Below are 23026 nucleotides of genomic sequence, written 5' to 3' on the forward strand. Positions count from 1 at the left end.
GATGATGCAACCGGACGAAGCGGCCGCCCGCGAAGAGATCCGAGATCTCGCCGCCCGCTACAACCTCTACGGCGACACCGGCCGCACCGAACAGGAAGCCCGACTGTTCACCGCCGACGGCACCCTCGAGTTCGTCGACCTCGACGCCGCACCACGCAGGTACACCGGGCACGAGGACATCCAGGGATTCTTCGAGGGCGTGAAGTCGGCCTGGCTGGCGGAGATCCGCGACACCGGTGTCAGTGCCCGCGTATTCCACCACCTGACAACCCATGTCATCGACATGGCCGGGCCGCGCACCGCACGCGGTACCGCCTATGTGGCGCTGATCAGGCACTTCGGGCTGGCGGAATGGGGCCGGTACACCGACGAATACACGCTCACCGACAGCGGCTGGCGCTTCTCGTACCGACGGGTCACCCGCGAGGGCGAGGTCGGCCCGGACGGAGATGTGCGCGGTGAGGTCCATGGCTGAGGCGGAACGGTCGGACGGTCCGCGGTACGGGGTGTCGTTGCTCCGGGTCCACCCCGCGTTGTGGCGAGATGTCGCGATCGAAGCCGAGCGCGCCGGGTACGAATCGATCTGGATGTCGGACCATCTCATGCTGCCCGAGGAGGTGGATCGCGAGAAGTACCCCGACGGCGAGCTCCCGATCTCCTCGCATTCGCCGATCTTCGACGTCATGGTTCACCTCGCTGCACTGGCGGCGGTCACCACCACGCTGAGGTTGGGCACCTACGTGTACCAGCCCGCGCTGCGTCATCCGTTCGTGGCGGCACGCGCGGTGGCGACGCTGGACGTGGTGTCCGGAGGTCGCGTCGAACTGGGCGTCGGCGCCGGGTGGTCGGAGGCCGAATGGGACCTCGTCGGAGTCGATTTCGCGCGGCGCGGCGAACTGCTGGACGAAACCCTGGACGTGCTCGACGGCCTCTGGACCCAGAAGAGTTTCGCCTACCAGGGTGCGCACCACGAGTTCCCGAGCGTCGGCTTCGAGCCCAAGCCGGTCCAGCAGCCGCGACCGCCGCTGCACATCGGCGGCGAATCGGCCCCGGCGTTGCGGCGGGCGGCGGCCCGGGGTGGCGGGTGGATCGGCATGCACCACACTCCCGCGTCCGTGGCCGCGCCGCTCGCCAGACTGCGTGCCGCAGAGCGAGATTCCGGACGGTCGCGGCCACTGCAGACCACCGTCGCCGCGCATCAGGGCGCGGTCGACGCCGAGGGCTGGTCCGCGAGCGGGATCGACCGTGTCATCGTCGCGCCGTGGAGCCGGTCCGGTGAGGCGCTCGACGGTCTCCGGCGGTTTGCGCGGGAGCACATCCGGCCGCGTAGCGAGTAGCGGCAGGCCGGACGCCGATGGCGCGTCGACCGCTCAGTGACTGATGAGATCGTGGCTGCGAAGGTGGCCGGTCTCGTTGACGGACTGCACGGCCCATGCCCCGTCGTGGTGGCGAACCCGGGTCACCGAGGCGTGAGCGGCGAAGAAGAAGACGTCCCGTTCGACCCCCAGTAGGGAGGCGAGGAACGTGCTGATCGCACCGCCGTGGCTCACCGCTGCGACGGTCTGCCCGGAATGCTCCTCGGCGATCGCAGTGAGTGCACCGCGGAGCCGGTCGCGCACGGACGCCCCGTCTTCGGCTTGCTCGCCGTGCATCTCGATCTCCCGCAGGTCGTTCCGGATCTGCGTCGTCAGAGGTGCTGCGGCCAGGGCGGCGACGGCGTCCGCGGTCGACACCGCGCGGGTCAACCGACTCGAGTAGACGGCCGTCAGCGGCTCGTCCGCGAGGAGTTCGCCGGTCAGCCGCGCCTGCCTGGACCCGATCGCGGAGAGCCCCGGCCCGGCCGCACCGCCGGCTTCCAGATCATCGGGATCGAAGGACTGCTGCGCATGGCGGACCAGGATCACCTCGGTCCACGGCCGGTCGATCAGCATCTCCCGCCGAAGCCGGGACCGCTCCTGGTGCAGGATGTTCGTATCGTATTCAGGCCGGTCGCCTGCTGTCATGTGTCCTTCTCCCGAATTGTCGATGGATCGACCAGCGGCGATGTCGTGGCAGCCGGCGGCGAGTCGACGAACTCATCTATGGATGGAATATCCAGTATCAGACTATCGTGGCGACGGGCAGACGCGGCGGTGTGTCGGTGCCGCGGTCAGTGCGTAGGTTGGACATCATGCGATTCGGACTCTTCATTCCCCAGGGCTGGCGGCTTGATCTCGTGGGTATCGACCCGGCGAACCAGTGGGAGGTCATGTCGTCGGTGGCGAACCGCGCCGAGTCCGCCGGCTGGGACTCGGTCTGGGTCTACGACCACTTCCACACCGTCCCGCTGCCGACCGACGAGGCCACGCACGAGGCCTGGACGCTGGTGTCGGCGCTGGCCGCGACCACCAGTCGCGTCGACATCGGACAGATGTGCACCGCGATGAGCTACCGCAACCCCATGTACCTGGCGAAGGTCGCCGCCACCGCCGACCTCATCTCCGGAGGGCGCGTGCAGATGGGCATCGGCGGCGGTTGGTACGAACACGAGTGGCGCGCCTACGGATACGGATTTCCCTCGGCAGGAGAGCGACTCGCCCGTCTCGACGAGGGCGTGCAGATCATGAAGCAGGCGTGGGAGACCGGCCGCGCGACCCTCGACGGCAAGCACTACACCGTCAACGACGCCATCTGCCAACCGCAGCCGACTGCCGGGAAGCTGCCGCTGTGGATCGCCGGCGGTGGAGAGAAGAAGACGCTCCGGATCGCGGCGCAGTATGCCGACTACACCAACTTCGACGGCACTCCCGAAGGGTTCGCCCACAAATCGTCGGTGCTCCGGCAGCATTGCGCCGACCTCGGACGCGACTTCGATTCGATCGTCCGGTCGTCGAACTACAACGTCATGCTCGGTGCGACCGACGCCGACGTGGAGCGCAAGCTCGCCGACCTCGAGACGCGGCTCGCGAAGATCGTCGGACCCGACGCGGCGTCGGGCAGCATGGGGGCGTTCCGCGGGATGCCCGCGGTCGGGACGCCGGACAAGGTCGCGGAGAACCTGCGTGGGCTCGAGGAAGTCGGGATGTCCTACGGGATCTTCTACTTCCCGAACATCGCCCACGACCGTGAGGATCTCGAACTCTTCGAGCAGCAGGTGGTGCCCGCGCTGCGCTGAGTGGATCTGAGGCAGCGGGATTGCTGGTTGAGCCGGTGGCGAGCGGAGCGACCCACCGCGTCGAAACCTCGCGCCATGCTGGTTGAGCGGGTCGGTGGGTGTGATGGCGGGCGGGTTTCGACGCGACGCCTCGCTGTGCTCGGTGTCGGCTCAACCGGCATGGGGTGTGGCGGCGGGCGGGTTTCGACGCGACGCCTCGCTGTGCTCGGTGTCGGCTCAACCGGCGTGGGGTTGGGCGCGGGTTTCGACGCGACGCCTCGCTGTGCTCGGTGTCGGCTCAACCGGCATGGGGTGTGGCGGCGGGCGGGTTTCGACGCGACGCCTCGCTGTGCTCGGTGTCGGCTCAACCGGCGTGGGGTTGGGCGCGGGTTTCGACGCGACGCCTCGCTTCGCTCGGTGTCGGCTCAACCGGCGTGGGGTTGGGCGCGGGTTTCGACGCGACGCCTCGCTTCGCTCGGTGTCGGCTCAACCGGCGTGGGGTTGGGCGCGGGTTTCGACGCGACGCCTCGCTTCGCTCGGTGTCGGCTGAACCGGCATGGGGGCGGAGCTCAGAGGTTTCGCAACCGTTCCGCGGCTTCGGCGATAACGTCGTCGCGTTTGGCGAAGGCGAAGCGTACGAGGTGGTGCCAGGGTTCACGGTCGTCGGCGAAGACGCTGACCGGGACCGCGGCGACGCCGATCCGTTCCGGCAACGACCGGCAGAACTCGATGCCGTCGTCGATGCCGAGGGGGCGGGGATCGGCGCAGACGAAATAGGTTGCCTCGCTGCGATGTACGTCGAAGCCGGCGTCGAGTAGCGCGTCGGTGATCATATCCCGCTTCTCCTGCAGCGCGGCGGCCGATCCACGGACCCAACCGATCTCGTTGTCGAGTGCGTGCGCGACGGCCGGTTGGAACGGTCCGGAACCGACGTAGGACATGTACTGCTTGGCCGTCTTGGCCGCGGCGACCAGTTCAGGTGGTCCACTGATCCAGCCGACCTTCCAGCCCGTGCAGTTGAAAGTCTTACCGGCGCTGGAGATCCGGAGCGTACGCTCGCGCATCTCGGGCAGGGTCGCCAGCGGGGTGTGGGTGCGTCCGTCGAAGAGCAGGTGTTCGTACACCTCGTCGGTCACCGCGATGACGTCGAATTCGATGCACAGGCGGGCGATTTCGGCGAGGTCGTCCTCGGAGAGCACGGTGCCCGTCGGATTGTGCGGCGTGTTCAGCATGAACACGGCACTCTTCGGGCCGAAGGCGTCCGCGAGACGTTCGCGGTCGAGGCGGAAACCGTCGCCGTCGGGGACGAGCGGTACGACGCGTCGGACACCACCGGCCATCGCGACGGTCGCGGCGTAGGCGTCGTAGTACGGCTCGATCATGATGACCTCGTCGCCCGGCTCGATGATCCCGACGATGGCACCCGCGACCGCTTCCGTCGCGCCGACCGTGATCAGAACCTCGCGGTCGGGGTCGTAGTCGAGGTCGTAGTGCTCGCGCTGGTGGCGCGCGACCGCATGCCGCAGTTCCAGGACCCCGATCCCGGGCGGGTACTGGTTGTGGCCGTCGGTGATGGCGCGCCGGGCGGCTTCGAGCATCGCTTCCGGACCGTCGGTGTCGGGGAAACCCTGCCCCAGGTTGATGGCGTCGTGCTCGACGGCCAGCGCCGACATCTCGGCGAAGATCGTGGTCATGAACGGCCGCAGACGGGTCGCGGTCCTGCTCTCGAATGACATGCGTCCAGGGTGGCACATCGCCGGGCCGTGCAGCGTCCGGACCGCGTTTGACCTGCCTGATTCCCGGGCTTTGCAACGTCATTGCAGCGTACGATCCTCGCATGACAGCGCCGGCGAAGGTTCGAACGTCTGGTCGCGTGCGACCCGCGGGCATCATCGCGATCGTGGCGTGCGCCGCGCTGGTGGTGCTGGGCGGATGTTCGTCGGTCGAGCGTGTGACGAACAACGTCTCCAAGCCGTCGGATGTGGCGATCGGTCAATGTGTGCAGGTCAGGACGGCCGGCGGCGACGATGCAACGGTCGAGGCGACGAAGTCGGATTGCGACGCCGACGCGATGACCTTCATCGCGTCGCAGATCGTGTCCGGCGAGTGCGGCGAGTTCGAGAACTACCTGACCTTCCCCGAGACCTCCGACCGTCTGTGTCTGATGCCGAACTTCGCTCAGAGTGAGTGCTACTCGATCCCGCAGTCCGCGGGTGGGTCGCTGGTCGACTTCAAGGAGGTCGACTGCGACGCCGACGCCGGCCCCGACTCCGTGATCTATCGCGTCGAGACCACCGGCGACGGCTCGCTCGAATGCGCCGAAGGCCAGGTCAAGGCCACCTACGAGAAGCCGGAACCGCGCGTCTACTGCCTGGCGTCGCTGTCCGGCGCCTGACCCTCATCGCCCCTCGACCGGGCCACCGCCGCATCGTTCCGGGGTGGTCCGGTTGAGCGACGCCGGGACACGTTGTGGTCGCCGCACACGATCTGGAGGTGACAGACTTGGACAACCTGCCGAGAAGGATGAGGAGGGGCGATGCCGCGGAACCCCGGGGAGCACTTCGCCGGATACACGATCATCCGACTCATCGGTCGGGGCGGAATGGGCGAGATCTATCTGGCCCGACACCCGCACCTGCCGCGCAACGAGGCGCTGAAGGTCCTGCCTGCCGAACTCAGCCGTGACCCGATGTACCGGCAGCGGTTCGTCAAGGAGGCCGAACACGCCTCGAGTGTCGTGCATCCGTCGATCGTCACCATCTTCAACTCCGGTGAGTACGACGGTCATCTGTGGATCGCGATGGAGTTCATCGACGGCATCGACGCCCTCAAACTGTTGCGGAAGACTCCGCAGGGACTCGATCCGCAGACCGTCATCGCCATCGTCCGGTCCGTCGGCGCCGCCCTCGACCGTGCCCACGCCACCGGCCTGCTGCACCGCGACGTCAAACCCGCCAACATCCTGCTCCAGGGCCTCGACAGTCCAGAACCGCGAGTGTTGCTCGCGGACTTCGGGATTGCCAAGTCGGAACAGGACGTCAGCCATCTGACGTCGACCAACGTCTTCCTCGGCACCGTGGCCTACGCGGCGCCGGAGCAACTGCTCGGCGACACCGTCGACGGCCGCGCCGACCAGTACGCGCTCGCCGCCACCGTCTTCGAACTCCTCACCGGCCGGCCACCGTTCCAGGGCTCCGGCACGGCGTCGATCATCGCCCACCATCTGCAGTCGATGCCGCCACGACTGTCGAGCCTGCGTCCCGGGATCTCGCCCGCGGCCGACGCGGTGTTCAGTCGCGCACTGGCCAAGGAACCCGAACGCCGCTATCGCTCGTGCCGTGAGTTCGGCGTCGAACTCGAACGAGCACTCACCACACCGGACCCGCCGAAGCTGTCCAAGGGGCCGCCGCTGCCAGCCCCCGGTTCGACGCCCGGACCGGGAATCGGTGCTCCGTATCAGCGGCCGGGGAGCCATGGGCCGCAGCAATCGCCTCGGGCCGCGCAGCCGCCCTACGGGGGTCAACCGTCGTATGCCGGGGCTTCGCCCGGCACCGGGTCGCCGGGGTATTCGCCCGGACAACCGCCACCGGGTTCGTATCCCGGCGGCTACCAGGGGTATCCGTCGCAACCCGGATACCCGACGCCGCCGCCCGGGAAGAAGGGGTCGGGGGTACTGATCGCGCTCGGTGCGCTCGCGCTCGTGCTGGTCCTCGCCATCGTCGGTGGCATCGTCTACGTGGCGACCAAGGTGTCGAGCCCACCCGAGGCGTCGGGGACATCGACGACGAACGCAGCCGGCCCCACGGAGTCCGCCGGGACCACCCCGGGCCAGAGTCCCGCGGCCCGCACCACCGACACCACGCCACTGTCGGTCACCGGACCCGACGACGTGCAACTCGGCGAATGCGTCAGCATCGCCATGCAGGCGGGGTCGTCGACGACGGTGCTGGCGTCGAAGGTCGACTGCGACTCGTCGGGCATGAACTTCTACACCGCGTCGATCATCCCCGCATCCACGTCCTGTGCCAGCGAACAGAATTCGACGCTGACCTTCCCGAACAGCACCCGGAAGCTGTGCCTCACACCGAATTTCTACCAGGGGCTCTGCTATCTGATCCCGAAGGAGGGCGGGTCGCTGTCGGACTATCGCGAGGTTCCGTGCACGAGTGCGCCCGCGTTGCGGACGGTACTCGCGCGCGTCAGCACACGGGCCACCTCGTCGGTCACCTGCGCCACGGGCGAAGCCCGCTGGACGTTCTTCCAGCCGGAGTCGATCGGATATTGCCTCGTCGAGATCTGACGGGGGACAGGGGCGTGGTCGACCCCGGCGGGTCTCGCCGCCGGGGTCGGGGCCTGACTCAGTCCGCGGAGGTGGTGTCCCCGATGGTCGGGCCGAGGAGGTCGTCGGCGTCGGTGATGCGGTACGCGTAACCCTGCTCGGCGAGGAACCGCTGCCGGTGTGCGGCGTAATCGGCGTCGAGGGTGTCGCGGGACACCACCGAGTAGAAGTGGGCTTGTCCGCCATCGTGTTTCGGTCGCAGCAGGCGACCGAGGCGCTGGGCCTCTTCCTGGCGTGACCCGAAGGTGCCCGACACCTGGACGGCTACCGACGCCTCCGGGAGGTCGATGGAGAAGTTCGCCACCTTGGACACGACGAGCGTCTGCAACTCGCCGGAACGGAAGCGGTCGAACAGGATCTCGCGCTCCTTGTTCTTCGTCGACCCCTGGATGACCGGGCAGTCGAGTTCGCGGCCGAGCTCCTCCAGCTGGTCGATATAGGCGCCGATCACCAGCGTCGGCGCCCCCTGGTGCTTGTTCAGGATCGCCTTCACCACGTTGACCTTGGTGTGCGCGGTGGAGCAGAGCTTGTACTTCTCCTCTGGCTCGGCGACCGCGTACTGCAGGCGCTCCTCGTCGGTGAGCGTCACGCGGACCTCGATGCACTCGGCGGGTGCGATCCAGCCCTGGGCCTCGATGTCCTTCCACGGGGCGTCGTAACGCTTGGGGCCGATGAGGGAGAAGACGTCATCTTCGCGGCCGTCCTCGCGGACCAGGGTCGCGGTGAGGCCGAGGCGTCGGCGCGACTGCAGGTCGGCGGTCATGCGGAAGACCGGGGCGGGCAGCAGGTGCACCTCGTCGTAGATGATCAGGCCCCAGTCGCGGGAGTCGAAGAGGTCGAGATTCCTGTACTCGCCCTTCGACTTTCGCGTCATCACCTGATAGGTCGCAATGGTGACCGGACGGATCTCCTTGCGCTCGCCGGAGTACTCGCCGATCTCCTCCTCGGTCAGCGTGGTGCGGGCGATCAGCTCGCGCTTCCACTGCCGGCCGGCGACGGTGTTGGTCACCAGGATCAGTGTGGTGGCGCCGGCCTTGGCCATCGCGGCCGCGCCGACCATCGTCTTGCCCGCACCACACGGCAGCACGACCACACCGGAGCCGCCGGCCCAGAACGAGTCGGCCGCCATCTCCTGATAGTCGCGCAGGTGCCAGTCGTCCTGGGCGAGGGCGATGGGATGCGCCTCGCCGTCGACATAACCCGCGAGGTCCTCGGCCGGCCAGCCGACCTTCAGCAGCACCTGCTTGAGGCGGCCGCGCTCGGACGGATGGACGATGACGGTGTCGTCGTCGATCTGCGCACCCAGCATCGGGGCGACCTTCTTGTTGCGCATGACCTCGAGCAGCACCGCACGGTCGAGGCTGACGAGGGTCAGTCCGTGCGCCGGGTGCTTCACCAGCTGCAGGCGGCCGAAGCGGCCCATCGTGTCGACGACGTCCATCAGCAGCGGCTGCGGCACGGCATAGCGCGAGTAGGTGACCAGCGCGTCGACGACCTGTTCGGCGTCGTGACCCGCGGCGCGCGCATTCCACAGGGCGAGAGGCGTGACCCGGTAGGTGTGCACGTGCTCGGGGGCACGTTCGAGCTCGGCGAAGGGTGCGATCGCCGCACGGGCCGCCGGCGCGTCGGGGTGGTCGACCTCGAGCAGCAGCGTTTTGTCGGATTGCACGATCAGGGGTCCATCGGTCACCCGCTCCATTGTCCAGATGGGAGCACCGATTGTCAGCGACGGGCCTCTTTGTGGGTCAGAACACGGGGATGCCGAGCCGTCGGCGCACCCGCAGGTCGACGATGTTCAGCCGGAAAATACCCCGCAGAAGCGGTGCCACGACCGGGTCGACGACGCGCATCGCGGCGAGAATCGACTGGTAGCGGCGGGCGTCGTCCTCGGTCCAGGTCCAGCCCATCATCGCGCGGAACTCCGGGGGGAGGCCTGCGTTGATGGCGTAGGTGAGGAAACCGCCGAGGGTCTTGTGGGCGACGGTGCCCACGACGCCGGCGCGGAACTCGAGGAACGAGAGGTCGGCGAGATTGCGTAGTTCCTGGCGCACCGGCTCGTCGATCCGCAGTTCGGCCAGCTGGCTGTTCCAGTAGACGAGGAGCTCGTCGTAGGTGGCCGGCCACTTGTCGCGGGGGACGTTGAGCGCGGTGCCGAGCGGATGCGCCTCGGTGAGGACCATCTGCTTCTCGGCCTCGGTGAGCGGTCCGTAGATCAGTTCGTACTGGTCGATGAAGTACTTGAGCAGGCACACCGCGACCCACAGCTGCAGACGCGAATCGTTGGCGCTGTAGCGGACGGGGCTGGTCTCGGTGGAGTAGACCTGGTCGTGGACACGGCCGACGAACTCGTGGATGTAGGCATTGTCCTCGTCGCTGCCCATCAGCGCGACGGCCAGGAAGGTGCCGGTGGTGCGGGCCCGTTTGGTCGGGCGCTTGATGGCGTTGCCCCGCGGGACGCGGCTCTCGTGGACGCCGTACCCGACCTTCGGGTTGGACAGCTGCATGATCACGTTCGCGACGGAGAGCGTCGGACCGATGACGGTGACGAGGTCGGCGGGGCGTGTCACCGGACGCCGGCGTCGTGACGGCGGTTTGATCCTCGATACCAGGTCGTGCTGGTAGGTGTCCGGGACGTCGGCGGTAGCGTCGGCGAGAGGGCGCACAGCGGTCATGACGGGCCAACTTTCCTCGGCTGAGTACCCGTGAGCCTACCAAGATTCTGAGACGGATGTCACAGGTCGTTCCATTGGGCGGCCGGACGGCTGAGAAATTCGTCCCCCTGAAGGGTGTCCAAGGGGGCGCTTTCAAGGGGTCTATGCAACAGATGACTCGTCGGATTGTAGTAACCGGTCGAGTTCTTCGGTGGGTGTCTTCCAGTTGTGGCGTTTACGTGGCCGACCGTTGAGTTCGGCTGCGACGTTGGCCAGGATTCCGGGCCCATGCACTGAGAGGTCCGTGCCTTTCGGAAAGTATTGGCGCAGTAGCCCGTTGGTGTTCTCGTTGGTGCCTCGTTGCCAGGGACTGTGTGGATCGCAGAAGTAGATCGGCAAACCGGTCGCTTCGGTGATCTTGGTGTGCAGCGCCATCTCGGATCCTTGGTCCCAGGTCAGCGAACGCTGCATGACCTCGGGAATCTTGGGAATCGCGGCAGTCATCGCCTCTGCCACAGTGGCAGCGGAGTGGTCGTCAGGCAGGTGTAGCAGCATCACGAAGCCGGTGGTGCGCTCGACCAAAGTGCCGATCGCCGATCTGTTTCCCGCACCCATGATCAGGTCGCCTTCCCAGTGCCCAGGGACCGCACGATCGTTCGCCTCGGCTGGCCGTTCGCTGATGTTGACCATGTTCCTGACCGGTCCAGGCCGTGTCGTGCGTCCCTGGGGTATCCGGCGGACGCGGCCGCTGCGCAACGCACGTTTGATCTCCTCACGCAGGCTGCCACGCCCTTGGACGTAGAGCGCTTGGTAGATCGTTTCGTGTGACACCCACATCTCCGGTTCGCTGGGGAAATCGATCCGCAAGCAGTTGCTGATCTGTTCAGGACTATGCCGTTTCCGTAACCGCGAGGCCACCTCGTTCCACAACGCCGTACCCGGCTGCAGTTTCATCACCTTGGGTCGTCGTGCCTTGTTCTCGACCGCAGCTTGGGCGATCACCGCGCGGTACCGTTGGCCCGGATTCGTTCTGCCTCGGTCCAATTCGCGAGTAATGGTCGACCGCGGCCGCCCCAACAACGCCGCGATTCGAGCCGGCCGATAGTGGGCGAGCATCAGTTCTTCGATCCGGCAGCGATCAGTGAAAGTCAACCGGCCACGACCCACCGAGGCCGAGGCCTCGAGATCACGGCGCTCGGTAGCGGGGCGCACCCCTCCACCCTTGCTGAACCAGTCCCGACCCGCCGCTTTCGACACGCCGACCGCCCGCGCAGCAGCAGCCACCGGCATGCCAGACCCGAGTTCGGCCCAGAACTGCTCTTTGACCTCGTCCGATCGCCACTTGGATGACCGCTTCGGCAGCTTCCTACCCGACCGGTGGATCCACCGATACGCGGCGTTGTAGCCGATCCCCGCCTCATGAGCGGCCGAAGCCACCGACTCTCCCCGATCAAACGCCGCGAAGAACCTTTTCTCCACCGACTCCCGGCCCACAATCCGACCACCACGCCTGCCCACACGGGTCTCCCAACATCCTCACAGGACGTTGCACGCACCACTTGAACCCGCGGGGCAATATGCCCTCGGGTGGTGCTCAGGGGGACGAGAATTTCGCCGGACCGGCGCAGACTAGGCGTCGAGCAGCTCGACGCTGGTGAGGCGGTGCAGGGAGAACCGCTGCTCGGTGTCGCTGCCGTCTTCGACGGCCACCAGTTGGCCGGCGCCGAGGACCTTCGGGGTCACGACGTGGCGGCTGGCCGACCCCTGGGCGTCGACATATCCGACGCGGAGACGCCGGTGGGCGCGCAGTGCGAGCTGGATCAGCGCGGTGGCCGACTCGCCGCCGCCGGTCGCCCGCACGGGTGTCGAGGTCGAGGTGGTGCGTACCGGGGTGGCCGCCGCGGCGCGGTCGGTCGAGCGGATCCGTCCGACCACCGAACGCAGCTGTTCCGCCGACGGCGCGCTGCGGCGCGGCTGGCTCTGGCGACGTGCCCGCGACACGGTGACGCGACTGCCGCGTTCGCGGAGGTCGACGACGGCGCCCGACGAATCCTCGCCTGCCGGAGCGAATCCCGCGGCGCGCAGCTGATCGATCACCTCGCGCACCTCCGACGGCGAGATCGCCACGGTCGGGGCGAGCGCCCGCAGCGCAAGGGGTTCGGCGGCCGGACTGCGCAGCACCGCGGCCAGGACCGTCGAGTCCTCGCAGCGGATGAAGGCCGACGCGACGCCGACCCGCAACTGTCCGTGCTTACGGGCGACGTCCTCGATCAGATACGAAAGAGATTGTGGCACCGGAGTTCTCGAATGGGTGGTGAACATCGACAGCAGCTCGTTGCTGCTGCGTCCGGCGTCGAGCGCGCGGCGCACGCTCTCCGGGGTGATCCGGTACACCGACGCCGCGCCACCGGATTCGAGGTCGGCGACGAGTTCGACCTGCTCGGCGAGTTCCGGTGTCATCGGGCCCGGCACGGTGAGCGTGAGGTCGGCCTGGGTGAGGAAGTGGTCCACCGGCTCGGGCAGTACGGCCCGCATCGCCGCCAGGACCGCGGCGTCGGCGTCGGCGGGATCGGCGTCGGCCGGCGGTTCGACGGTGTAGGCCCGGCCGACGGTGGTCAGCGCATCGTGCGCGACGAGGCCGATTTCGCGTGCCTCACGCAGGGTTTCGGCGACGAGGCGTCGGCTGAAGCGTCGGATCTGGCGCGGCCGATGCCAGTGCAGGTTCGCCAGCACGGCGTCGGGCGACACCGCGACCGCCGGATCGGCGTGGGCGAGCGTCGACAGGATGAGCTGCCGCTGGATGGGGGCGTAGGCGTCGTGGAGTTCGGCGGACAGGGTGGCCATCGCGTTGCCGTCGCGGTCGGGGTCGCCGACCTGCCAGGCGCGGCGGGGCATGTGCAGCCAGGCGTCGGCCAGGGACAGCCACTGGCGTTCGCGCGGCTGGTGCATCCAGGTGTCCGCGGTGGAGGTCGGGGCGAAGGCCTGCTCGCCGGAGTCGTTGGGCGGCGGAGGTTCCGGGAACCCGGCGTCGATGATCCGGAGGTAACCGGCGAGTTCGATCAGGAAGGCGACGCTCCCGGTCTCGATGCCGGTGAGCTTGGCGAGGCGTCGGAGTTCGCGGACGCCCAGCGCTCCGGACCGCAGGACCGCGGCGGGGGTGGCGCCGAGGACGTTGATCAGCGAGGTGAGGTGGCGGATGAGTTCGAGTGCCTCGCCGCCCGCCGCGGCGTCGACCGCCTTGGCCGGGAAGCGGGGCTTGAGACCCGGTTCGTGCAACGGAGGGGGAGTGAGATCATCGGTGCGCCAGGCTGGTTCGTCGCGGATCACCGCTCCGACCATGGGTGGGAGTTCGACGGTCTGATTGTCGACGCGGGCCAGTAGTCCCGACGAGATCAGCTGTGCGACCGGCGTGGACGGGTCGGCGTCGGGGGCCGCGTCGCGGCTGCGACCCAGGGCCGGACCGCGAGCGAGGGTCTCCAGGAGCTCTCTCGGTCGCTCGTCGAGATCGGCGATCATCGCGGCGATCTCCTCGCCGGTCCGCCCCGCCATCGGGCCGGTGAGATGCGATGACCGCCACGGCATCGCGGACTCCACGTGCTCGCCGGCGCAGAGAGAGGTCTTGTCGCCCCAGAGGATCGCGCGGCGTCGGAGAAGGTCGATGCGCGCCCGGACGGCATCGGCGTCGGCGCGCCCGGACAGCGCCTTGACGATCTTGGTGACCGATGGGCGCTTGGTCTTCGCGGTACTACGGCTGCCCAGCGCGATCGCCTGCTCCAGGACCGTCACTGCCAGGACGTCGAGATCCTCCCCGGCCAGCGCCAACGACGCCGCCGAGAGAGCACGCTGCGCCAGGACCCGGGTGCCCTGCGGAGTTGGGGAGGCGAGGTCGGGGCGTTCGATCAGCAGTTCGGTGAGCTCGTCGTCGGAACGCGCGGCCAACTCATCGGCCAGGCCGGCGTGCTGGTCATCCGAACTCATTCGATCGAGCTTACCGGGTGGGGCATCCGGCACTGTTCTGGCTGTGGGCGGTGGTAACGCCTCGCTACGCTCGGTGGCGGGCGGGGTTTCGACGCGACGCCTCGCTACGCTCGGTGTCGGCTCAACCGGCATGACGCGACGCGTCGGGCGTACTCAGACGTCGCCGCGGCGGAGCATCCGACCCCGCGGGGTCTCGAAGTCGACCCGCTGTCCGCGAACCCAGGTCCCCGTGACCACCCCGGCCAACGCGCGGCCGTCGTACGGGCTCACCGGATTCTTGTGGTGGAGCCGGTTGACGTCGACGATATGGGCGGATTCTGGCTCGAAGATCGCGAAGTCGGCATCGCAGCCGAGGGCGATGCGGCCCTTGGTCGGCAGGCCGGCGAGATCCGCGGGCTTCGACGCCATCCACTCGATGACCTGCGGAAGGTCGATGCCGCGTTTCTTGGCCTCCGACCAGATGAGCGACAGCCCGAGCTGCAGTGACGCGACGCCGCCCCACGCGACGCCGAAGTCGCCGTTCTCGGGGTCCTTGAGATCGATGGTCGACGGCGAGTGGTCGGAGACGATGCAGTCGATCGTGCCGTCGAGCAGTCCCTCCCAGAGCAACTCGCGGTTGCCGGCCTCGCGGATGGGCGGACAGCACTTGAAGGCCGTCGCGCCGTTGGGCACCTCCTCGGCCAGCAGGGTGAGGTAGTGCGGGCAGGTCTCGACCGTGATCTTCACCCCGTCGTTCTTCGCGCTGGCCAGCATCGGCAGGGCGTCCGACGAGGACAGGTGGAGCACGTGTGCACGCACGCCCGTCCATCGCGCACGCTCGATGACCTCGGCGATCGCCAGGTTCTCGGCGCCCCGCGGCCGCGACGCGAGGAAGCGGGCGTAGTCGTCGCCTTCCGGTGACGGGGCGTTGTCGATGGCGCGGGAGTCCTCGGCGTGGACGATCATCAGCGAGTCGAACTCGGCGAGCTTCGCCATGTCGGCTTCCATCTCGTCGGCCGTCAGGTGCGGGAACTCGTCGACCCCCGAGTGCAGCAGGAAGCACTTGAAGCCGAACACGCCCGCGTCGTGCAGTCCGCGTAGGTCGTCTTCGTTGCCGGGGATGGCGCCGCCCCAGAAACCGACGTCGATGTGCGTCTTGCCCTGCGCGGCTGCGCGCTTCTCGGCCAGCGCGTCGACGTTCACGGTGGGCGGGATCGAGTTGAGCGGCATGTCGATGAGCGTGGTGACGCCGCCGGCGGCCGCCGCACGGGTGGCCGAGTCGAAGCCCTCCCATTCGGTGCGGCCGGGCTCGTTGACGTGCACATGGGTGTCCACCAGTCCGGGGATCATCACCTGGTCGTCGGCCAGCTCGATGACCTCGCGGCCGGCCAGTCCGCTCCCGAGCGGTTCGATGGCGACGACACGCCCGCCGCGGATGCCGATCTCCCGCGCCACGATACCGGCCGTCGTCAGCGTCTGGCGGCCCCGCACGACCAGGTCGAACGGCGCTTCGGTCACGTCGGAGGCGGAATCGGAGAGAGGGGTCGGGGCACCGGTTTCTGCGGTCATGGGGCGGGACTCCTTGGGTGGTCGCCGTGTCCGGGGGTCGGTCCAGAGACTAACCCAGCAGATTCCTCATCGTGGAATCTTGCGATGCTATTTCGGAAACGCGGCTCGCGAGTAGTGCTGGGCGGTGCTATTGACAACGCCCCTGACGATGCGGATAACCTTCACGCACGCGGAACACTAATTCCACATCACGGAAACTTCGCGAGTGTACGAGCGCGGTCATCGACCGTCCGACCGAAAGTGCAGAGATGAGCACTGAACCGTTCACGATCCAGCGCGACGAGGCGACGTCGACGACGTCCCGGACCGGCATCCCCGTCGCCGAGGACGCGCACGGTGTGACCGGAACCGTCCCGGCCGGGCTGAGTCCCAAGCTGTACAACGACGACCTGGCGCCCACCAGCCGCGTCGGCCGACGCTGGAGCAGCTACAACATCTTCACGTTGTGGGCCAACGACGTTCACAGCCTCGGCAACTACGCGTTCGCGATCGGCCTCTTCGCGCTCGGACTGGGCGGCTGGCAGATCCTGACGGCGCTGGTGCTCGGCGGCGTCTTCCTCTTCCTGCTTCTGAACCTCTCCGGTTTCATGGGCGAGAAGACCGGTGTGCCGTTCCCGGTCATGAGCCGAATCTCGTTCGGCATCCGCGGCGCGCAGATCCCGGCCCTCATCCGCGGTGGAGTCGCCATCGCGTGGTTCGGCATCCAGACCTACCTCGCGTCCGTCGTCCTCCGGATCATGCTGGTCGCGCTGTTCCCGGGTGCGGCCGATCTGGACACCAACCGGTTCCTCGGGCTCTCGACCCTCGGCTGGATCTCCTTCGTGTCGTTGTGGGTCATCCAGGTGATCATCGTCAGCTACGGCATGGAGATGATCCGTCGCTACGAGGCCTTCGCCGGTCCGGTCATCCTGATCACGATGGTCGCGCTGGCCATCTGGATGCTGAGCAACGCCGACTGGAGCATCGCGTGGTCGACGCCCGACTCGCTCACCGGTGTCGACATGTGGCTCAAGATCATCGGCGGCGCCAGCCTGTGGGTCGCCATCTACGGCACCTTCGTCCTGAACTTCTGCGATTTCACCCGCAACGCCGAATCGCGAAAGGCGATCGTGCGCGGCAACTTCTGGGGCATCCCGCTCAACATGCTGCTGTTCGGCGGCATCGTGGTCGTCCTGGCCGGCGCCCAGTTCCGGATCGACGGCCGCGTCATCGAGTCGCCGTCGGACATCGTCCAGACCGTGCCCAACACCTTCCTGCTGGTGCTGGCCTGCCTGGCGCTGTTGATCCTGACCGTGGCGGTCAACCTGATGGCCAACTTCGTCGCCCCGATCTACGCGCTGTCCAACCTGTTTCCGCGCCACCTCGACTTCCGGCGTGCAGCATTCGTCGCGGCGGTCATCGGCCTGGTCATCCTGCCGTGGAATCTCTACAACTCGCCCGCGGTGATCAACTACTTCCTCGGTGGACTCGGTGCGCTCCTCGGGCCGCTGTTCGGCATCGTCATGGCCGACTACTGGCTCGTCCGACGCTCGCGGATCGACGTCCCCGCGTTGTTCAGCGAAGCCCCGGATGCCGCTTACCATTACCGCAACGGCGTGAACATGCGGGCCATCGTCGCCCTGGTCCCGACGGCCGCCATCGCCCTGGTGATGGCCTTCGTCTCGGCTTTCGAGGTGGTCTCGGAGTTCTCCTGGTTCATCGGTGCCGGTCTCGGCGCGGTCGTCTACCTGCTGGTGGCCGACCGCCGGGGACCGTTCGCCGAGGTGTCGGGTGAGCCGATCTCCGTCCCCAGCACCCACTGACAACCCCGGAGGAAGATCCGATGCGCATCCTCGTCGCCAACGTCAACACGACCGAGTCGATGACCGAGGCCATCGCCTCCTCGGCACGCTCGGTCGCCTCGCCCGGCACCGAGATCGTCGGCATCACACCACGGTTCGGTGCCGACTCGTGCGAGGGCAACTTCGAGTCCTACCTCGCCGCGATCGCGGTGATGGACGCGATCCTCGCCTACCCCGAGCCGTATGACGCCGTCATCCAGGCCGGGTACGGCGAACACGGACGCGAGGGACTGCAGGAACTCCTCGAGGTCCCGGTCGTCGACATCACCGAGGCCGCGGCGTCGACGGCGATGTATCTGGGTCACCGGTTCTCGGTCGTGACGACGCTGGACCGCACGGTCCCGCTGATCGAGGACCGGCTCAAGCTCGCCGGACTCGACCAGCGCTGCGCATCGGTCCGGGCCTCGGGTCTCGGTGTGCTGGAACTCGAGTCGGATCCGGAACGGGCGGTCAAGGCGATCGTCGAACAGTCCCGGCAGGCGGTTGCCGACGACCACGCCGAGGTGATCTGCCTCGGCTGCGGCGGGATGGCCGAACTCGAGGAACAGGTCCGCGCCGCGACCGGCGTGCCGATCGTCGACGGTGTGCGCTCGGCCGTCACGATCGCCGAAGGTCTTGTCCGGATGGGACTCTCGACGTCGAAGGTCCGGACCTACGCCAAGCCGCGGGAGAAGAAGATCACCGGCTGGCCGTTCACGATCTGATCGACGGGTATCCGTTCCGTCCGAGGGGCGTCCGGAGATGAGGCCCGCACAACGGCTAGTTCTGTGCGGTTGTCCGAGACCACCGCGGGTCCCGACCGGTCAAGCCGGCGAGCCGGTCGGCGAGGGGTGCATCGTCGGGCACCTCGACCACCGGTCCGAACATGCCGTCGCGCTCGTCCTGCGGTTGCGGTGGGAAGTGGAAGTCGAAGACGACCTAAAGGATCTCATCGGGCACATCGAACGAGATGCCCGCGGCGCGCGCGATATCCCAGCCGTGTAGCACCAGTTCCGATAGTGCCACCATCCCCATGATCTCGGCGGGCAACTCGACACCGCCGGCCTGGGTCATCCCCTCCCAGGCGGCATCATCGTCCCACGAATCCGCGAGGTCGTGCACGTGACGTTGCATATCGTCCCGCCACTCCGACGGCAGTTGGGTCTGCTGGTTCTGCGTCGGGTCTGGCGGCGTCGACGTCAGCGGGCCGAACTCTTTGCGTGCCGCAGCCGAGAACGCCTGCGACAGGCCGTCAACATGGGTCAGCAGGGCGGCGAGGTTCAGGTCGCGACACGGGGTCGGACGGGCCAGTTCCGTATCGGCGATCGTGGCAGTCATGGCGACCACGTGATCGGCAGCTGCCGATATCGATCGCGCCTTGGGGTTGTCGGTGGACATGCGCTCCCTCTCGTCGTCTCCGGGTACTCACCGGGACTGACCGACCAACAGCGGACTTCTCATCGGCCGGCGACGTCGTGCGGCCTCGGCGTAGCCGGCCTTCGGGCAGAACGCGCGACGTTGACGTGGTGCTCCAGGCGTGCACCCAAATGCGCCACCGCAGTCATCCCGGGTTCACGGGGACGTGTCGGCTGAGGAAATCGAGCTGGTCGGAGACGTTGCGCTCGAAGTCGTCGCCGACGTAGATGTCGAAGTGGCCGGCGTCGTAGAGCTTGATCTCGCTGCGTGGCGCCTGGGCTGCGTACCTCAGGGTCGGTCGAGGTGGCGCCACGCTGTCGCGCTCGCAGATGGCGAAGAAGATCGGGCAGGTCACGTTGCGTGCCTGCCGGCCCGGGAAGTGGCGCACGATGTCGAGACCGAACCGTGCGGCCACCTCCTCGGGAATGTCGCTGCCCTCCGGGATGAGCGCGGTGATGCCGGCGATGCTGTCCGGGGTGGACATCAGCGACGTCGATCCGGGCGGACCGTAGGTCGGGATCATGACCGGAGGCCGGCCGAACCTGGCCCCGATGGCATCGCGTAGAGCGCGGCCGGTGATCTTGATCGAGCTCAGTGTCGGGATCGCCCACGCAGAGGCGATGCCGTCGGTGAACGGGCATTGCGCGATCACGGCGGCGACACGAGTGTCGCGAGCGGCGGTGATGATCACGTGGCCGCCGGCGAAGGATGTTCCCCACAACACGACTCGGTCGGGGTCGACGCCGTCGAGGGTGCGCGCGTACGCGACGGCCGATTCCCAGTCCTGCAGTTGCTCGTTGATGTCGAGCAGTTGGCGTGGCTCGCCCGAACTCCCACCGAAATGGCGGTAGTCGAAGACCAGGCATGCGTAGTCCATCGCGGTGAAGCGGTCGGCGAAGGCGTCGAGGCGCATCTCCTTGACGCCGCCCAGCCCGTGAGCCATCACGATGACCGGCCGTGATGTGCCCTCCTGCCGGGGCGGGGTCGGCTGATAGAGCCATGCCGCGCAGAAGCCTTCACCGGAAGGGACGTGGATGTCGGTTCGGGTCATGATCGAGAGTGTATGGAACACGTCTCGCCGGAGTGCCTGTGTCAGAGCACGATCTGCCGATTCACGTCCTTGTAGAGCAGGTACCGGAAATTCGACGGTCCACCGGCGTAGCAGGCCTGCGGGCAGAAGGCGCGCAGCGACATGTAGTCCCCGGCCTGCACCTCGACCCAGTCCTCGTTGAGGCGGTAGACGGCCTTGCCCTCCAGGACGTACAGCCCGTGCTCCATCACGTGGGTCTCGGCGAACGGGATCGACCCGCCCGGCTTGAAGGTGACGACGTTGACGTGCATGTCGTACGCGAGATCCTGTGGATCCAGCATCCGCGTGGTGCTCCACGCGTCGGTGTCGGGCATGGGGGAGGGCTCGATGTCGCGTTCGTTGCCGAACTTCGGCGCCGGCGTGTGACCCGCAATCGGCTGGTAGCGCTTGCGGATCCAGTGGAAGGACGTGGGGGCGTCGCCGGCGTTGTGCGCCGACCACTCGGTGCCCGCCGGCAGGAAGCCGAAACCGCCCTCGGTCAGTACGTGCTCCTCACCCGCGACCGTGACGGTCAGCGCGCCGGCGGTGACGAAGAGAAATCCCTCGACCTCCGGCTGTGGTTCCGGCGCCGGCGATCCGCCACCGGGGGCGACCTCGACAATCGCCTGGGAGAAGGTCTGCGCGCCACCGGGAACCGGGCTGTTGATCACCCAGGCGCGGGTGTCGGTCCACTCGGGGAAGACCGACGTGACGATGTCGCGGAGCACGCCACGCGGGATCACCGTGTAGGCCTCGGTGACCACCGCGCGGTCGGAGAGCAGATCGGTCTGCGGCGGAAGTCCGCCGGCGGGTGTGTAGTACGGCGACGCGGTCATCGAGAAATCCTTCGAGTCGGAAATGGTCATGGTGGGCTTGGGGTTCGGTTCAGGCACCCGAGACCGGTGGTCGGTGCAGGGCGAGGTCGCGAACCTTCGAGATGGGCAGGTCGGTCGCGGACTCGACCTCGTCGACGGTCAACGCACCGCACACCTCGCCGCGCCGGATGAAGCCGGCGAGCGCGCGAGCCGTCGCCGGTTCGTCGAGCACCGACGAGGAGATCTGGTGCGCGTAGTTGCGTAACCGCGTTGCGGCGGAATCGAATCCGTCGCGGTAGAAGGCATACGTCGCCAGGAACCTGGTGACCAGCTGGGCCGGATGGAGATCCCAGCCCTGGTAGATACCGCGCTCGAGGTGACGGCGGACCAGACGTGAGTGCAACGCCCAGCCGGCCTCGACGGTCTCGCGGTCGCCGACCGGGAGGATGTTCGTCGATCCGTCCGACAGGCGCACACCGGTGCCGGCCGCGGCGAGCTGCATGACGGCCTTCGCGTGGTCGGCCGCCGGATGTTCCATCGACTGATAGGCGGCGGCGATACCGAGGGACGCCGAATAGTCGTAGGTCCCGTAGTGCAGCGAAGTCACCCGACCATTGCCGGCGTGGATCATCTTGGCGACGGCGGCCGTGCCGTCGACCCCCATGACCGCCTGCGGGGTCTCCACCTGGATCTCGAACCCGATGCGTCCGTGGGGGAGCCCGTGGACCCGTTCGAGCTCGTGGGCGACGGTCACCATCGCGGCCACCTGGTCGACCGAGGTGACTTTCGGCAGGGTCAGCGTCAACCCGGCGGGTAGGTCGCCCGTCTCTGCCAAGCCGGAGACGAACAGGTCGAGGGTGCGCAGTCCGCGGGCCCGGACGTCGGCCTCGAAGCACTTGAAACGGATGCCGATGAACGGCGGGGAGGTGGCGCCGGCGTCGCGGACTGCCGCGACGGCAGCCGCCACGGCCTCGTCCTCCTCGTCATCGGAGCGGACGCCGTAGCCGTCCTCGAAGTCGATGCGCAGATCCTCGATCGGCTCGGTACGCAGCTTGTTCTCCACGAGGTCCGCGAGTTCGGTTGCGGCCGAGTCGGTCCCGGCGTCGGTCGCGCGGGCGATCGCCGCGAGTCCGCCGTGATCTGCGGCGGTGTTCAGTGCCGCACGTCCCCACTCCTGCGAGAGGTCCGCTGAGAAGCGGTCGGCAGGGACGTAAACCGTGTGGACCGGCTGACGGCTTCCGTCCTCGCCCGGATACCGGTCGGACAGCAGAGCGTCCGCGGGGGCGAGGGCTGCCTCGACCTGGGCGAGAAAGGCCGCACCGAGGCGACCGGACTGCACGCTCATGAAGACCCTTCGTCGATTCGATGGAAAAGTAATTCCGCAGAGTGGAGTTTAGCTGAATATCTCCACGTCGGCAGCTTCATGTTCGCGTGGACTCTGATTGTGGTTTCACATGATGGAACGTAAAGTTGCGCCGGACTACGGAGGTGGCGATGGCGGGGAACTCGGGCGGTGTCCAGTCGGTCGAGCGCGCGTTCGAGCTGCTCGAACTCATCGGACGCGCCGGCGGCGAGTGTTCCCTGAGCCATCTGTCGGCAGAGTCGCCGCTGCCGCCGCCGACCATCCACCGGCTGCTGCGGACCCTCGTCGGCATCGGATACGTCCGGCAACTGCCCAATCGCTCGTATGCTCTGGGTCCCCGGCTCATCCGACTCGGTGAGGTGGCCAACCGCCAGCTCGGGGCAGTGGCCGCACCCGTGCTCACGTCCCTGGTCGCCGAGCTGAGCGAGACCGCGAGCCTCGCCGTACTCGACGGCGACATGGTCATCTACGTCGCCCAGGTCCCGTCACCGCACAGCATGCGCACCAACAACGAGGTCGGGCGTCGGGTGACGATGCACAACACCGCCGTCGGCAAGGCGGTCCTCGCCGAACTCGACGACGCACGAATCCTGAAACACGTCACCCAGGCCGGTCTCACCGCCGCCACCGAGCGGAGCATCACGTCGTTGTCCGGCGTGTTCGCCGCTGTCGAGCAGGTGCGGGCGGAGGGCGTCGCCACCGACGAACAGGAGTACGAGGTCGGGGTCTGCGGCATCGCCGTCGCGGTGCCCGGTGCCCCGACACCCATGGCGGTCGGCATCTCCGGGCCGGTCGCCCGATTCGACGAGGACCTGCGCGCCCGCGCGGTCGGGGCCCTTCGAGCGGCGGCCGGGATCATCTCCGAGGCGCTCATCGGCGCGCGGGAGTCGTAGA

Annotated in this window: 19 protein-coding genes; 8 read left to right on the forward strand and 11 right to left on the reverse strand. The window is 67.8% G+C overall.

What is annotated here, in order from left to right:
• The first annotated feature begins 1 nt into the window (after position 1).
• The gene (locus IHQ52_RS08925; protein ID WP_238064192.1) at positions 2-475 is read left to right on the forward strand and encodes a nuclear transport factor 2 family protein; all 474 of its coding nucleotides are present in this window, start codon (positions 2-4) and stop codon (positions 473-475) included.
• Positions 468-1337: a TIGR03619 family F420-dependent LLM class oxidoreductase gene (locus IHQ52_RS08930; protein ID WP_238064193.1), complete on the forward strand. Its 870-nt coding sequence runs from the start codon at positions 468-470 to the stop codon at positions 1335-1337. The genes IHQ52_RS08925 and IHQ52_RS08930 overlap by 8 nt, the downstream gene beginning before the upstream one ends.
• Before the next feature lie 33 nt (positions 1338-1370).
• Here IHQ52_RS08930 and IHQ52_RS08935 read toward each other — a convergent pair whose 3' ends face one another.
• The gene (locus tag IHQ52_RS08935; RefSeq protein ID WP_006438190.1) at positions 1371-2003 is read right to left on the reverse strand and encodes a histidine phosphatase family protein; all 633 of its coding nucleotides are present in this window, start codon (positions 2001-2003) and stop codon (positions 1371-1373) included.
• Positions 2004-2170: 167 nt separating this feature from the next.
• Between IHQ52_RS08935 and IHQ52_RS08940 the strand changes: the two genes are divergently transcribed.
• Positions 2171-3154 carry an LLM class F420-dependent oxidoreductase gene (locus tag IHQ52_RS08940; RefSeq protein ID WP_238064194.1) on the forward strand — a complete coding sequence of 328 codons (984 nt, stop codon included), beginning with the start codon at positions 2171-2173 and terminating at the stop codon, positions 3152-3154.
• Between the two features lie 548 nt (positions 3155-3702).
• Here the strand turns inward: IHQ52_RS08940 and IHQ52_RS08945 are convergent.
• Positions 3703-4869: a pyridoxal phosphate-dependent aminotransferase gene (locus tag IHQ52_RS08945; protein ID WP_006438192.1), complete on the reverse strand. Its 1167-nt coding sequence runs from the start codon at positions 4867-4869 to the stop codon at positions 3703-3705.
• 101 nt (positions 4870-4970) lie between these two features.
• On the opposite strand from IHQ52_RS08945, the gene IHQ52_RS08950 reads away from it, so the two are divergent.
• Both IHQ52_RS08950 and IHQ52_RS08955 read left to right on the forward strand, forming a co-directional pair.
• A complete protein-coding gene (locus IHQ52_RS08950) occupies positions 4971-5528 on the forward strand; it encodes a hypothetical protein (RefSeq protein ID WP_040004991.1) in 558 nt (185 codons plus the stop codon).
• Positions 5529-5669: 141 nt separating this feature from the next.
• The gene (locus tag IHQ52_RS08955) at positions 5670-7433 is read left to right on the forward strand and encodes a protein kinase domain-containing protein (RefSeq protein WP_006438194.1); all 1764 of its coding nucleotides are present in this window, start codon (positions 5670-5672) and stop codon (positions 7431-7433) included.
• 58 nt (positions 7434-7491) lie between these two features.
• Here IHQ52_RS08955 and IHQ52_RS08960 read toward each other — a convergent pair whose 3' ends face one another.
• From IHQ52_RS08960 to allB, 5 genes are all read right to left on the reverse strand, one after another.
• On the reverse strand, positions 7492-9162 hold the full coding sequence (locus IHQ52_RS08960; protein ID WP_332490534.1) for a DNA repair helicase XPB: 1671 nt from the start codon (positions 9160-9162) through the stop codon (positions 7492-7494).
• Positions 9163-9217: 55 nt separating this feature from the next.
• Positions 9218-10144: an oxygenase MpaB family protein gene (locus IHQ52_RS08965; protein ID WP_006438196.1), complete on the reverse strand. Its 927-nt coding sequence runs from the start codon at positions 10142-10144 to the stop codon at positions 9218-9220.
• 141 nt (positions 10145-10285) lie between these two features.
• On the reverse strand, positions 10286-11413 hold the full coding sequence (locus IHQ52_RS08970; protein ID WP_159405873.1) for an IS30 family transposase: 1128 nt from the start codon (positions 11411-11413) through the stop codon (positions 10286-10288).
• 339 nt (positions 11414-11752) lie between these two features.
• Complete coding sequence (locus tag IHQ52_RS08975) at positions 11753-14101, reverse strand: helicase-associated domain-containing protein (protein WP_238064195.1); 2349 nt, start codon at positions 14099-14101, stop codon at positions 11753-11755.
• 153 nt (positions 14102-14254) lie between these two features.
• Positions 14255-15649, reverse strand: a complete 1395-nt coding sequence (gene allB / locus IHQ52_RS08980; protein WP_006438198.1) for an allantoinase AllB — start codon at positions 15647-15649, stop codon at positions 14255-14257.
• 248 nt (positions 15650-15897) lie between these two features.
• Here allB and IHQ52_RS08985 point away from each other — a divergent pair, with 248 nt between their 5' ends.
• Positions 15898-17451, forward strand: coding sequence for an NCS1 family nucleobase:cation symporter-1 (locus IHQ52_RS08985; RefSeq protein WP_006438199.1), 1554 nt, complete (start codon positions 15898-15900; stop codon positions 17449-17451).
• A gap of 20 nt (positions 17452-17471) precedes the next feature.
• Positions 17472-18194: an aspartate/glutamate racemase family protein gene (locus IHQ52_RS08990; protein ID WP_006438200.1), complete on the forward strand. Its 723-nt coding sequence runs from the start codon at positions 17472-17474 to the stop codon at positions 18192-18194.
• A 214-nt stretch (positions 18195-18408) separates the two neighbouring features.
• Here the strand turns inward: IHQ52_RS08990 and IHQ52_RS08995 are convergent, their stop codons facing one another.
• The 4 genes from IHQ52_RS08995 to IHQ52_RS09010 all read right to left on the reverse strand — a co-directional run bounded on the left by IHQ52_RS08995 (position 18409) and on the right by IHQ52_RS09010 (position 22114).
• Complete coding sequence (locus IHQ52_RS08995) at positions 18409-18867, reverse strand: TIGR03086 family metal-binding protein (RefSeq protein ID WP_006438201.1); 459 nt, start codon at positions 18865-18867, stop codon at positions 18409-18411.
• Positions 18868-19030: 163 nt separating this feature from the next.
• Positions 19031-19936, reverse strand: coding sequence for an alpha/beta hydrolase (locus tag IHQ52_RS09000; RefSeq protein ID WP_081598273.1), 906 nt, complete (start codon positions 19934-19936; stop codon positions 19031-19033).
• 41 nt (positions 19937-19977) lie between these two features.
• The gene (locus IHQ52_RS09005; RefSeq protein WP_006438203.1) at positions 19978-20790 is read right to left on the reverse strand and encodes a bifunctional allantoicase/(S)-ureidoglycine aminohydrolase; all 813 of its coding nucleotides are present in this window, start codon (positions 20788-20790) and stop codon (positions 19978-19980) included.
• A 49-nt stretch (positions 20791-20839) separates the two neighbouring features.
• Positions 20840-22114, reverse strand: coding sequence for a DUF6986 family protein (locus IHQ52_RS09010; protein ID WP_006438204.1), 1275 nt, complete (start codon positions 22112-22114; stop codon positions 20840-20842).
• Between the two features lie 149 nt (positions 22115-22263).
• On the opposite strand from IHQ52_RS09010, the gene IHQ52_RS09015 reads away from it, so the two are divergent.
• The gene (locus tag IHQ52_RS09015; protein ID WP_006438205.1) at positions 22264-23025 is read left to right on the forward strand and encodes an IclR family transcriptional regulator; all 762 of its coding nucleotides are present in this window, start codon (positions 22264-22266) and stop codon (positions 23023-23025) included.
• Position 23026 lies beyond the last annotated feature (1 nt).

The organism is Gordonia amicalis, from assembly GCF_022059885.1.
Lineage (GTDB): Bacteria > Actinomycetota > Actinomycetes > Mycobacteriales > Mycobacteriaceae > Gordonia > Gordonia amicalis.